Below are 13,788 nucleotides of genomic sequence, written 5' to 3' on the forward strand. Positions count from 1 at the left end.
GGCTACGATATGGATTATGGTCGTTCATGCAAAAATAAGTTGTCCATGCTAAAAGGCTACAGAGACGTATCCAACGAATAGAGTATTGTTACATCCGTTTGGTTGGAGACTCTACTTATAATAATCACCAGAAGTTTATTTATTTTCAAAATTATGGTTGTAGAAAGCGGTCTTATTTTTACTTTATAGATGAACCTCGCTTTTCAGTCCCAACTTCTCAGTTTTAACTTTCAGACGAAATCAGCATGAACAGCATCAGAGTGTATACAGTCTGGAGAGCGAGGTCAATCCAACAATCAGGGAGGCAATCATAATGACAAGCAGTGGACGTGATTTGACGATTGAAGCCGTTAATACAACAGGTGTGGTGCAATACGATATCGCTTCAGCTACGCGAGGTGGTACACGACGGTTGATGGTTAGCGATAACCCGGAGACATTGAACGAAACGAATTTTCCAGTGACACACGGTGTGTTGTGGCATGATGTTGTACGTAGTAACGATGGACAGGTGAAGCATCGCATTTTCGGCTGGCACTATAATGTGTTGCCGAATCCGGTAAAAATCGGAATTACGCTGGAAAATCGCGCGAACCACGGTGCATTGCGTCTGGAGGATGTGAAGCGTGAATACCGGATCGGCGGCGATGAGGTGAACTGGATCACAGATATCGGTGGTAACATTTCGCGTGCGGTACTGGCAGGCACAATGGATCAGCGTACAGCGGATCAGCCACTGATCAAGCAGCAGCAATCCGGTCAGATCGAAGCTTTTATCGTACCATCGGGTAAGCTGTTCGGGTTTGTGTATGATTTTACAGTGAAAAGTACAGATAGCGGCGAGATGCTATATACCGTGCGTACAGTCGCATCGCGCGATACTGCGTATGATCTGACATTGATGAAGTCGGAGCCATTGCCACTGGCAGCACAGTCTCATCCGCGTGGGAACTGGACATTTTCAGAAACGAATGCGATTACTCCAGTCTATACCGCAGGTACGGCTCGCGTGATCTATCCAACCGCTGCCAAGCTGAAAAAAGACGGCTCCATTCCAGCGGATCAGCTTTTTACCGCTGCTGCCAGCGAACAGCCGCAAAGCTCGCTGGATAACCGGGCGCAATTTGGTGCGATTTATAATGTGACTGTACCTGTACACAACCCGGGTCCACAACATCGTACCGTGCAAATTTCACTCAATCCGCGTGGTGGTAGCTATGGCGGTGCAGTCAAAATTGGTGAGGATGTATACGGTGTGCCACTGCTGCGTACGAATCAGCAAAAGGCACCCGTATATGTAGCCAGCGTAGCACCGGGTACGAGCAATTATAGCTTTAGCCTGATGATTGCAGGCGCTTCGTCTACGCCGCTTGGCTTGCTGGTGGAGACGCTGTAATCGATTGCCCGTTATGTAACCTGTAACCGTTATGTAGTACAGATCACCGAATAGCTCAAGCAGTAAAAAATAACTGCTCTATGGAAAGAGTTATTGGTCATATCCATACGTGCATACAGGGACTGGTAACACCTGTATCCCAGCTAGCGAGCTGTTGCTGCTGATACAGAGCATAAGGAATTGTGATGAGGAAGACATTCATAATTATGAAATGTGCTCCTATCGATATGCTGGCTTCCAGTTAGTAAGCACTAGAGCAATAGTATATCCATTTGATTCGATTAGATCATGGAGCCGTGTAAAGGGGTATGGTAGAATATAAGCGAACATATGTTTGTTTATAGATTCACCCATACATCCGATAACACAAAGGAGACATGATGATGAGTAAACAGGAAATCAATGAACAGATTGCCCCTTTTAAATGGGTATCGTCGGAATCGAATCCAGGTGCCTCTGTTATTCTGGTCGCTGGCATGTACAAGCAGGACGTATTTGATCAACGAGCAGACGAGGGCTTTGAAGGTGGCGGATATGACTGGGCATCGCTGGCAGCGGTGTATCTGGCTGAGCGTATGCCAGAGCTGGAGTCGATTGTACGCTTTGATCCCGAAGCGGATATGTTCTGCGCGTATTCGAATGATGCCGAAGCGCTGCGCACATTCATTATTGGTTTTCATGAGGCGTGTGAACAGCCAGAAGTGATCGCAGATTTGTTCTCCCGTGCAGAGCTGGATTAACTGACGGCATGCGCGTGCTTGATGCAGCTAGCGTTGCATGGATCGGTATAAGCTGAGAATTTGCCTGGTAGAAATACAGAAGCCAGGGAGAAGCTAGACGAGCCTTGATCGAATGAGTCGTGTTGTATGCTAATTAATTCTTTATGTTTTACATCATCGACTCCGAGAAAAAGCTTCGAAGCTCCACGTTACACTACCGACATTTACCCTACACATCTAAAGCATCACAAGCATATAAGAACGCTATACCAAACCAAAAAAGTCGCAGCGGCTCCATACGTCCGCTGCGACTTTTCATTATTATTCTAGTTCGATTCACGCTTACCTCGCTACATCGAACTCCAAGCCAATCAGCTTGAACGATAGCACAATCTATAATCCAAACAGCCTGACAGTGCAGCTAGGCAATATTAATTACGAGTAGATTACCACGCATACGCCATTGGAGCCGCTTTACCTGGTCCTGGGAAAATCTCATCCAGACGCTTCAATGTCTCTTCATTCAGCTTCACATCCAGAATGCGCAGCGAACCTTCAAATTGCTCGGATGTACGTGGCCCGATAATCGGTGCTGTTACCGCTGGATTCGCCAGTACCCATGCCAGCGCAACCACATCCTGTGGTTCGCCCAGCTCTTTGCATAGCTCGTCAAATTGTTCCAGCTGTGTACGATGCTTCTCCACACGCTCAGCATTGCCGCCACTGCGAGAGCCTTCGATTTGTTTGAGTGCATTGCGACCGAGCAGACCGCCATCGAGCGGACTCCATGGAATAACACCCAGCCCAAGCTCCTTCGAGGCTGGTAGCACTTCCAGCTCAGGCTCACGGCAGAGCAAGCTATATTTATGCTGCTCGGATACAAGTCCGAGGAAATGACGCTTCTCTGCTTCCTTCTGTGCAACTGCAATATTCCATCCAGCAAAGTTACTGGAGCCGACATAGCCGATTTTACCTTGATTCACAGCGACCTCAAATGCACCCCACAGCTCATCCCAACTAATGGCAGGATCAACGTGGTGCATCTGATACAATTCGATATGATCCGTCTGAAGACGCTGTAGCGAGCCTTCCAGATGACGACGGATTTTATACGCAGACAGTCCACCTTCATTGTTCGGGCCGTCTGGTTCGATATTCATTTTGCCATATACCTTGGTTGCAAGAATCGTCTTCTCCCGTCGTCCGCCGCCCTGCTTGAACCAGCGTCCGATGATCTCTTCCGTTGAGCCGGATTGACCCTTGCCGCCAAATCCGCCATACACATTGGCAGTATCAAAAAAGTTAATCCCTGCATCGAGTGCAGCATCCATAATGCGGAACGATTCCTTCTCATCCGTCACGGGTCCAAAATTCATCGTACCCAGGCAAATGCGACTAACCTTCAAGCCCGACTTACCCAAATAAGTGTAATCCATTCATCATCGCACTCCTTCGAAGTTAAAGTAGACGTCTGCACGAGCCCTATGTATGAGCGCACAGGCGCACCAAGCCATTGCTGATGCACAGAGAGTAGTTACGATTGTACACCTGCATACTATTGTAGTCCTTGCTATCGCCTACTTCAAATCCAACCACCCAGTATCTGGTAATCCCAACTAAGATGATATGAGATATAACAATAACGAAAAGAAACGTTCAGTAATGAGTACCGTTGCCATATATTGCTGTGTGAATGTGTACTCTTGAACTCCTCATCCCAACGATTCCGAGGATTCTGTATAAAGTCTGTTTTCTTACTTCTTTTCCAAACTGGTTTACGCGCATACATCAAATAACTATTACAATAAAAAACAAAATCCAACATTCATTCTAATTAAGAGTAGCCATATGAGCACCTAAAGTTATATGCACCCGGGACAAGTCATTCAATTCCCGTACGCTATAAAGAATCGTTTCCTTGCTCTTTATAGGTTCTACCTATAGCTATCATAGTTTGTATATCTTGGATAAGAATCTGATTACGTGTTAAAACTGAATATAGAGTAAATGAGCGAATGCACATCCGAATAGGTACGTAGCGCGATGTACATAAACCTACTGACTATGCAGACCTTGGCCTAAAGCAAGGCTGCCCAAAGGAGAGCTATATATGAGCGAAACGAAAAAGATTGCGGTAATCTCTGGTGATGGAATCGGTCCTGAGGTTGTAGCCGAAGCAGAAAAGGTACTTCGTCGTGCCGAAGAGCTATACGGTTATTCCTTTGAAACCGAGCATGCGTTGTTCGGCGGAATCGCGATCGACGAAAAAGGGACTCCGTTGCCAGAAGAAACGCTGAAAGTATGTAAAAGCGCGGATGCTGTACTGCTCGGTGCAGTAGGCGGACCAAAGTGGGATAACAATTCCAAGGAACTGCGTCCAGAAACAGGATTGCTCGGTATTCGTAAAGAGCTGGGCTTGTTCTCCAACCTGCGTCCCGCTGTCGTGTTCGATTGTCTGAAAGAAGCCTCCACCTTGAAACCAGAAGTGCTGGAAGGCACAGACCTGATGGTCGTGCGTGAGCTGACTGGCGGGATCTATTTCGGTGAGAAGTTCAGACGTGAAACTGAGCATGGCGAAGAAGCGGTGGATACCTGTGCTTACAATGTAGCAGAAGTAGAGCGCATCGTGCGTCAGGCATTCGAGATCGCTCAAGGTCGCCGCAAAAAGCTGGCTTCTGTTGATAAAGCGAACGTGCTGGAAACGTCCCGTCTGTGGCGTGAAACGGTAAACCGCATCGCTCCAGATTATCCAGATGTCGAGCTGGAGCATGTGCTGGTAGATAACTGTGCGATGCAATTGCTGCGTCGTCCTGCTAGCTTTGATGTGATCGTGACAGAGAATATGTTCGGCGATATTTTGAGCGATGAAGCAGCGATGCTGACCGGATCGATCGGAATGCTGGCTTCCGCTTCGCTGGGTGAAGGCAGCTTCGGTCTGTACGAGCCTGTACACGGCTCTGCACCGGACATTGCTGGACAGGGACTGGCGAATCCAATCGCAACGATTCTGTCGCTTGCATTGATGTTCCGTACGACATTTGGCTATGGTGAAGCAGCGGATGCGATTGAGGCAGCTGTAGCGAAGGTACTGGATGAAGGGCATCGTACAGCGGATATCGCAGTCGATAAGAGCAAGGCGTTGTCCACTTCGCAAATGGGCGATCTGATCGTAGCAGCAATCCAAAAGGCCTAACTTTATTTCCAACCCCTTTTCTTTACCAAATTGGCGAAGAAAAGGGGTTTTGTCTTGCCACGAAAAGGTGTAGAATGTACACAAGCTGGTTAATAATCTTTCACAAACATGTATACAATGTTGATGCGAAGTCACTTTGACGATTATAGAATCATGTCTGGAGGGAGAACACGATGAGCTTTTGCTGTGGCGGCAGTATGATTGGAACGAAAGGGACCCTCAAACATTTTAGAACCCAGGTTCACAATGTTCCCCTTCTGGTGTGTCCTGTATGCGAACGCATCGAAGTGCACTATAAGGTTGAGAACGAATATGAGATTCTGGCCGAGTATGCGCATGATGATGGCACACCGGAAATCGACTTTCAGGATTATGTGATGGAAGACGAGGATACCATGTTTGAGAACTGTGTAAACGTTGAAGAGGATGACCCGATGGATATGGTGCAGCGCCAGATCGATATGAGCCTGGATCTGCTCGCAGTAGCCAAAGAGATTGGTGACGAGAAATGGGAGCGCGATCTGAAAAAGCGTCTTGCTGTCATGAGTCTGCGTCGTGCCCGTCTTCAGCACAAATAATTAGAATACCGATCCATCACCATACGGATCATAATCCGAGCGGCAGGAGATATATTCTCCTGTCGTTTGCTGCATATAAAGGGTGCTTTTTTGTTTTGTCCGGTATTCATTGTATGATAGAAGAGAGCGTATACATAAGATGAAGGAGATGACAGCATCATGAATATCAATCACGTTCAGCAAGTCGCAGAACGATTAGAGCAAGAGATTGGACAACGCATTGTAGGCAAATCGCGAGAGGTACGCATGCTGCTGACAGCGCTACTGGCTTCCGGGCATGTGCTGATGGAGGATGTACCGGGTACGGGCAAAACACTGCTGGCTCGTACACTGGCGCAGTCTGTGCAATGTCGATTTCAGCGTATTCAATTTACCCCTGATTTGCTGCCATCCGATCTGACAGGTGGCTATTTTTATAATCAAAAGGAATCAGAGTTTATTTTCCGTCCGGGGCCATTGTTTGCCCATATTGTATTGGCTGATGAGATCAACCGGGCAACGCCGCGTACTCAATCCAGTTTGCTGGAATGTATGGAGGAACGGCAAATTAGTATTGATGGCGAAAGTCATCGCTTAGAGGACCCATTCATGGTTATCGCTACACAAAATCCAGTCGATAATCAGGGAACGTTCCCGTTACCGGAGGCGCAGATGGATCGATTCATGCTCAAGCTGTCACTGGGCTATCCGACGCGCGATGAAGGGGTGGAAGTACTGCGACGTACGCTTGGTGGAGGGCTGGAGCGTTCGGAGTCGGACAGCCTAGTTAATAGCACCAATAACTCATCTGAACGAAACACCCATGCCGATGTGGATCAGCGTAATGATACCGTACAGGCAAATACGGTAGAAAAGGTTACTTCAAGCGAGTGGACGGCAGATCATTTTGCCAATACTGATCGTGCTACATCTCATTCTACGTCTGTCAGCGGCGCTTCTGTTACTCGTCAAGAAATTATGGAAGCACGCCGTATATGTCGCGAGGTAAGAGTGCATGATGATTTGCTTGATTATGTCGTTCGTATTGCCGAGGCGACACGGCTGCATCCAGATACCGCACTTGGTGCCAGCCCCCGCGCTACGCAGGCACTGCTGCGAGCCGCTCAGGCGTATGCAGCGATTCATGGACGCGATTATGTGCTGCCCGACGATGTGCAGGCGCTAGCCGTACCGGTGCTCGCCCACCGAATTGTGTTCCGCAGTCGCCAGCGTGGCGGTAGTGAAGCAGGACGTGAGCTGCTGGAAGCGGTCATTGCTGCCGAGCCTGTACCAGCAGAGCAAACTATTGTGAGCGGAGCACGCTAAGATGGCGTTATTCTGGTTAATGGTGGTCGCTCTGCTAGTCGTTGCAGCACAGGCTATATTATTTGGTAAACGATCGCTGGGCAAGCTATTTTATACCCGGCGCTTATCTGCCAGTCAGTGTCATGTAGGCGAACCATTGGAAATGATTGAGGAGCTGGAAAATCGCAGCTCATTACCCTTACCGTGGTTGCGTCTGGAAGCGATGCTGCCGGTTGCATTTCAGTTTGCCGGGTCAGCTGATCTGGTTATTAGTGAAGGCACCGTGTATCAGAATCATCAAAGTCTATTCAGTCTGGGGCGTCGGGTTCGGATTGTACGACGTCATCCGCTGCTAGCTCGTCAGCGAGGCATGTATCGATTGGACAGCGTGTCGATGGGTGTGGGTGATTTGTTCGGACTGGTGCGCGTGAATCGTCCGATGCCGCTTCAGCTGGATGTGACGATCTATCCTCCTTATTTGCCTTCCCATCATATGCCTGACGCGTATAGCAGCTGGCAGGGGGAAATGGAGATGCGGCGCTGGATTAACGAGGATCCGTTTCTGATCACAGGTGTGCGTGAATATCGTTCGGGCGACCCGATGAATCAGGTACACTGGGCAGCAACCGCCCGTACGGGCGAATTGCAGGTGTATCAGCATGGCTACAGCGCTGATCCCGAGCTACTGGTCGTATTGAATATTGAGCTTAATGAGCAAATGTGGAGCACGGTGACCGAGCCAGCCGCAGCCGAATATGCGATTAGCTGCACGGCAACCATTGTTGATGATTTGCTCGGACGAGGGATGAAGGCAGGCTTTGCCCATAATGCGATTATTCCTTATGAGGATGAGGAGCGTGCTTATATTGCGCCTGGATATGGCATCGAGCAGCTATATTTAATTTTGCAAATGATGGCAGAGCTACAATTGAAAATCCGTCGCCCTTTTTCCCAGCTGATTAAAGGTCTAATTCCAGAGGATGAACAACGTATGCCAACCGATATATTGCTCGTGACGCCGTATGTATCAGAGGCGATCGAAGCGTCCATCGAGGAATTGCGAAATGAAGGGATGCGTGTGGAGGTGCTGTTATTGCCATCCGTTGAGCAGATGAAGCAGAACTACAGCATGCTTATGGAGCAATTCAGGTTAAAAGGTGCACGACCATCATCAATTGGGAAAAGCAGCTGACTGAGTTTAGTAAGTTGAATAAGTTAAATGAGCTGAATGATCTAAATGATCCAAATGATCCAAATGATCCAAATGAGCTAAATAAGCTAAATAAGCGGTTCGGTAAGCTTCTTTAATCTGTCTACATTATGCCAACACCATGCTGAACGAGTGACAAAGCATCTGATTGTAATCAGTCACAACGATCTATCAGCCTATCAACAACAATAGGGCATAGTATTCCATATACGCGAGCCGAGTAGCCTCTCTAATACGATAGGTGTTTCGGTATCGCATAGAATAGAACCCGTGCCTGCGATGCTCACTGTATCGCATCGGTCAGGAAAGGAGAGTGACACCATGAATGAGCAACGATATATAGGTAATCGGGTTGTAGCTGGAATACTTCATATTGCAATGGAGCTAGCGGCGATCTATCCACTGATTGTGCTACTGGATGCCTATTTGCTACAAAACGGGCTGCCGTGGAATTGGATTCCTCTGCTATTTGGCATCGCTGGGATCGGTACATTGCTGCGTCCTGCTGTACGTTTGACTGTATGGACGAATAGTATCTTACTGCTTGTCTATGCTGTACTGATCCTTGCAGGCTGTTATCGCATAGCGGCTACGCAGCCAGCGGTTATAACATGGATTGCAGCAGTGATATTAGGTGTAGTGGCATTACTTCGTGGCGTGATGATTGCACGCAGTGATCGTGATCGATTATTTCCGATTCGCGCGCAGCTCAGTGCACTCGGCTTAACCTGGATCATCTATATTGTCGCTGGAAGCAGCTCATCGATTCATGATGTGCGTGGTAGCTTATATGCGGCAGGTGCATTCACACTGTTCACGCTACTATTTCGATTTACGACGCAGCAGATTGATTACATATCGCTGGATGAAGGCTTTTCGTTTGCATCGCTGCGTGCAGTCATTCAGCGGACGCGGCGCTGGACATGGCTGACGATCGTGCTTATCGCTATTTTAGGTGCGAGCGATCAGCTTACGATCTGGCTGGAACGGGCGTGGCAAGCTCTACTGTCCATGTTAAATAATCAGACAGCGCCACCTCCGTCGATGCCAACCGAGACCTATACACCACCACCGATGGAGCCGCTTCAGCTTCCAGAAACGAGCAATACAGGCGGCGACCCCTTCTGGGTGGAAAAGCTTGCCCAGCTTATTGTTTTGCTGGCGTTATGTGCATTTATCGGTTGGATCGGTTATGTCGTGATCCGTTTGATTCGCCGCTATGCACCAAAACTCTATCGCTGGCTACTGTCATTATGGGAGCCACAGCAGCTACAAGAGCAAGACGTACACGTAGATACGTATACCGATGAAGTGCAGAAGCTTGCCGAGCGTTCGGATCAACCGCGTCGTCTCTTCCAGCGCAATCGTAAGCCTGTACAACCGGATGAACGTGTACGCTACTACTATCGTCAGCTTCTGAATCGTGCGGATAAGCGGGGGATTTCAATTGCAGTGTCAGCGACACCGGAGCATGTGGGGCGTCAGCTTGCACCGGAGCAATATGAGCAAGCGGCGACAATAGCGATAAATAAGGCTGCTTCAGCTATAGTAGAGCATGAATCCATACCCGGAGCAGGCACCAAAGAGCTGATCGCACTGTACAATCGGGTGCGCTACGACGGAGCGCCTGTAGAGGAGCAGGAGCTGGCTCGCTGGGAACAGCAGTGTGAGAGTGGCAGGAAACGGTAAATTTGTCTCTAACCTTGTGTTAGGGCTGGACATCGGGCTTCGTAACGTCTATCATAGAGTGTAAATGGCTGTAATGTATTGATGCGTTAAAGCGTGTGAGGATTTTCCTTTACATTAAACTAGGCGTACAGTATCATGTAGAGAATGAAGAGCCCGAAAGGAGATCAACAATGAAACTCAATCACTGCAAAATTGTAGACTGCACAATTCGCGACGGAGGTCTCGTGAATAACTGGGATTTCAGCGTCGAATTTGTACAGGATTTGTACAATAAACTGAACGAAGCGGGCGTTGATTATATGGAGATTGGTTACAAAAACTCTCCAAAGCTGCTCAAGGGTGCGGAAAGCGCTGGCCCATGGCGTTTCCTTGATGATGAGTTCCTGCGTGAAGTCATCCCGCATAAGGGTCATACGAAGCTGTCTGCACTGGTAGACATCGGACGTGTGGACGAAAATGATATTTTGCCACGTAATGAGAGCATGCTAGATCTGATCCGTGTTGCTTGTTATATCAAGGATGTAGACAAAGCGCTACAACTCGTTGAAACTTTCCATGATCGTGGTTACGAGACAACGATCAACATTATGGCATTGTCCAACGTAATGGAAAACGAGCTGATCGAAGCGTTTGAACTGATCAAGGAGAGCAAGGTTGATGTCGTGTACATCGTAGATAGCTACGGTAGTCTCGATTACAAAGACTTTATCTACCTGGTAGAGAAGTTCAAAACGCATCTGCCAAACAAACGTCTGGGTGTACATACCCATAACAATATGCAGCTTGCTTTCTCGAATACATTGATTGCAGCTGATAACGGTGTAGAGCTGCTCGATGCTTCTGTATACGGCATGGGTCGCGCCGCAGGGAACTGCCCGACAGAATTGCTCGTTACGCATCTGAAAAATACCAAATACACGCTGCGTCCTGTACTGGAAATGATCGACAAGCACATGATCAAGCTGCGTGAAAAAGAAGAGTGGGGCTACATCATTCCTTACATGATAACCGGTACATTGGATGAGCATCCACGCTCCGCAATGGCACTGCGTGCGACAGAAGATAAGGATAACTCGGTTGATTTCTACGACAAGCTGACTACACCAGAAGTGAGCTTTGACAAATCGGGTAAAAACGCATAATAAAGGTAGAACCGGTGCGCGTGAGTTGCACCGGTTTTTATTTTTCGATGTTGCATAAAGAGACAATCACGAAGGAAGCTTTACAATTACCTATCATTCAGGGCTGAATGGTTTGGATAAAAAATGCTTGCAAACTACCCTTCGATGTGATATATTAATCCTTGTCGCTAAGATTGATAACTTGATTAACGGGATGTAGCTCAGCTTGGTAGAGCACCTGGTTTGGGACCAGGGGGTCGCATGTTCAAATCGTGTCATCCCGATACTTAATAGGCGGGTGTAGTTCAATGGTAGAACTCCAGCCTTCCAAGCTGGTAGCGTGGGTTCGATTCCCATCACCCGCTTTCCAAACAAATGAATAAAAACAAGAGCGCCGTAAACGTAGAGACGTTTACGGCGCTCTTGTTTTTGGGTAAAGACTCGTTAGCGGACGGTGTATAGAGCAACCTGTGGCCAAAGGAGCCCGGTTGCATCATTGCTCGCTCTATTGCTGCGAGAGCAGATGCTCGCTATTCCGTGTTGAAATGGTATAAAGTGCAGGGACTGCCTTCATGGATCACGGTGCTAGCTTGCATAGCTTCAAAAGCATGGCTGTTGACCGAATGAATATGTATTAATGAATAATTAAAAATTTAATAATTTATACGGTTAATGGCTGGGTAAATCATATATAATACCATTGGAACTAGGAGAAAAGTCCTTTTCATAGGTTCATTATATAGTTGGCTGTATAAGTAGCATAGAATTTGATTTTTAGATTGCTTGGGGAAAGGTGAGCCATGAGTAAATATTCCTTTTTTAATGATGCGGTTGAAGCAGCAGGGCATGTTACCGATGTGCTCAGTAATCTGCTGAAGGTGAATACGATCTTCGTCGCTAGCAATGATGGAGCGAATAACCGGATTTTGAAAGCATTTAATCGTGAGGAAATGCTGGTTAGTAGTGATCTAGTGCTTCCGCTTCGGGATACGTATTGTAGTCTCGTATCCGGTAAAGCTGTCTATATTCCGCATACGATTGAGCATCCATCCACATGCCAGCTGCCTGTAACGAAAGGGTTGGGTGACCACTCTTTTATCGGATTTCCGATTGTGAAGCAAAATGGTCAATTATTCGGTACAGTATGTGCACTACATGCACCTGGCTATGTATTTTCCAAGTCTGAGATTCAGGCGCTGCATTCGATGGCGATCTTTATGAGCTATGTGGTCGAGCTGGAAAAGCGGATCGATCAGCAAACAGAAATTATCGAATACGAGCAGGAGCGCAACGAAGAGCTAAATCGCGATAAGCAGCAGGTTATGGAGCAGGTCGACGTGCTACAGCAGGTGAAGGAGCAGCTGGACTTGCAGCTTCAGCATAAGTCGGATACGCTCGCTGTGCTTAGCCATGAGATTCGTAATCCGCTCAACGGAATTTCCAGTGTGATTGAATTGCTGGAAACAACGGGATTATCAGCGGAGCAGCACGCCTACATTCAGATCATCAAAAAAAGTAGCCATACGCTAATGGATTTGCTAAATAATGTGCTTGAGCTAAGTCGATTGGAATCGGGCAAAATGACGGTGGAGAGCGAGCTATTCGATCTGCCTACACTGGTGGAGGAAGCGACCTATGTGTTTGCCGCGAAGGCGCTGGAGCGCAATATCGAGCTGATTATGGATATTGAGGAAGAGACACCTTTACTATATGGTGATACACGCAAAATCAGGCAAATCCTGATCAACTTGATCAGTAATGCCGTCAAATTCACCCATGCAGGCGATATTCTGATTCAGGCAACGATCATTTCGGAAAACAACGAGCAACTGGAAGTACCGGGAATCGTAGCCGAGCCTCGTGTATCGTTACAGATCAGTATTACCGATACGGGAATTGGAATGGAGCCGAAGCAACTAGAGCGTCTGTTTGAACGCTATTACCGTGCTGGCTTGCGTGAATCCTCGTACAATGGAACCGGATTAGGTCTGGTTGTATGTAAGCAATTAATCGAGCTAATGGAAGGGCAGATTGAAGTGAAAAGTGTGCCAGGTGAAGGTAGCGTATTTTCATTCACATTGCCCGTGCTACGACATGAACTGACCACACCATCGCTACGTCAACCGCTTCTTCATGGTAAGCAGATTCTGCTCATCGATGATAATGAGAAAATCCAGGGCTGGATTGGACGTTTAGTAGACGATTGGGGCATGCGATTACTGGCTACTAATGATCAGCAGGAAGCACTGGACTGGCTTCAGCAGTATCACTCACTCGATGCGGTACTGGTCGACTATGAGTGGATGAAGCTTCAACCGGAATCGTTGCAGGCGGCACTGCGCGAGCTACAGGAAACAAAAGGCATCGCCGTTATTTTATTAGCATCGCTTGGTACGATGATCGACGATTCCGCGCGTGTCTGGTCGACAGGTGTCGTTGTAAAGCCGATGCGCCGGATGTATTTACTCAATTCACTTATTTTCGCGTTGACCAATCAAGCCGATCCGATGAGCCCGATCGTATAGTATGTATTAGCCAATTTGCAGTTGGCATTTATGGTAGCTTCTGCTACAATGAGGGTGTCTATCGGAGACAAGA

Annotated in this window: 10 protein-coding genes and 2 tRNA genes; 11 read left to right on the plus strand and 1 reads right to left on the minus strand. The window is 47.7% G+C overall.

What is annotated here, in order from left to right; translation table 11 throughout:
• Nucleotides 1-313 precede the first annotated feature (313 nt).
• Together IEX62_RS02565 and IEX62_RS02570 are read left to right on the plus strand one after the other, a co-directional pair.
• A complete protein-coding gene (locus tag IEX62_RS02565) occupies nt 314-1,396 on the plus strand; it encodes a hypothetical protein (protein ID WP_188773827.1) in 1,083 nt (360 codons plus the stop codon).
• 383 nt (nt 1,397-1,779) lie between these two features.
• Nucleotides 1,780-2,136 (plus strand): Imm51 family immunity protein, encoded by a 357-nt coding sequence (locus IEX62_RS02570; RefSeq protein WP_229685563.1) that lies wholly within the window; start codon nt 1,780-1,782, stop codon nt 2,134-2,136.
• 425 nt (nt 2,137-2,561) lie between these two features.
• On the opposite strand, the gene IEX62_RS02575 is transcribed toward IEX62_RS02570, so the two are convergent.
• Nucleotides 2,562-3,551, minus strand: coding sequence for an aldo/keto reductase (locus IEX62_RS02575; protein WP_188773828.1), 990 nt, complete (start codon nt 3,549-3,551; stop codon nt 2,562-2,564).
• Nucleotides 3,552-4,225: 674 nt separating this feature from the next.
• Between IEX62_RS02575 and leuB the strand changes: the two genes are divergently transcribed.
• The 9 genes from leuB to IEX62_RS02620 all read left to right on the plus strand — a co-directional run bounded on the left by leuB (nt 4,226) and on the right by IEX62_RS02620 (nt 13,715).
• Nucleotides 4,226-5,308 carry a 3-isopropylmalate dehydrogenase gene (gene leuB, locus IEX62_RS02580; RefSeq protein WP_188773829.1) on the plus strand — a complete coding sequence of 361 codons (1,083 nt, stop codon included), beginning with the start codon at nt 4,226-4,228 and terminating at the stop codon, nt 5,306-5,308.
• A gap of 173 nt (nt 5,309-5,481) precedes the next feature.
• Nucleotides 5,482-5,886: a hypothetical protein gene (locus tag IEX62_RS02585; RefSeq protein ID WP_188773830.1), complete on the plus strand. Its 405-nt coding sequence runs from the start codon at nt 5,482-5,484 to the stop codon at nt 5,884-5,886.
• A gap of 159 nt (nt 5,887-6,045) precedes the next feature.
• On the plus strand, nt 6,046-7,191 hold the full coding sequence (locus IEX62_RS02590) for an AAA family ATPase (RefSeq protein WP_188773831.1): 1,146 nt from the start codon (nt 6,046-6,048) through the stop codon (nt 7,189-7,191).
• A gap of 1 nt (nt 7,192) precedes the next feature.
• Nucleotides 7,193-8,362, plus strand: coding sequence for a DUF58 domain-containing protein (locus IEX62_RS02595; protein WP_188773832.1), 1,170 nt, complete (start codon nt 7,193-7,195; stop codon nt 8,360-8,362).
• Nucleotides 8,363-8,701: 339 nt separating this feature from the next.
• Nucleotides 8,702-10,069: a DUF4129 domain-containing protein gene (locus IEX62_RS02600; RefSeq protein ID WP_188773833.1), complete on the plus strand. Its 1,368-nt coding sequence runs from the start codon at nt 8,702-8,704 to the stop codon at nt 10,067-10,069.
• Between the two features lie 170 nt (nt 10,070-10,239).
• Nucleotides 10,240-11,211, plus strand: coding sequence for an aldolase catalytic domain-containing protein (locus tag IEX62_RS02605; RefSeq protein WP_188773834.1), 972 nt, complete (start codon nt 10,240-10,242; stop codon nt 11,209-11,211).
• A 189-nt stretch (nt 11,212-11,400) separates the two neighbouring features.
• Nucleotides 11,401-11,474, plus strand: a tRNA-Pro gene (locus IEX62_RS02610).
• A gap of 10 nt (nt 11,475-11,484) precedes the next feature.
• Nucleotides 11,485-11,555 (plus strand) — tRNA-Gly (locus tag IEX62_RS02615).
• 435 nt (nt 11,556-11,990) lie between these two features.
• Complete coding sequence (locus IEX62_RS02620; RefSeq protein ID WP_188773835.1) at nt 11,991-13,715, plus strand: hybrid sensor histidine kinase/response regulator; 1,725 nt, start codon at nt 11,991-11,993, stop codon at nt 13,713-13,715.
• Nucleotides 13,716-13,788: the final 73 nt, after the last annotated feature.

The sequence above is a fragment of the Paenibacillus hunanensis genome, assembly GCF_014645615.1.
Taxonomy (GTDB): Bacteria; Bacillota; Bacilli; order Paenibacillales; family Paenibacillaceae; genus Saccharibacillus; species Saccharibacillus hunanensis.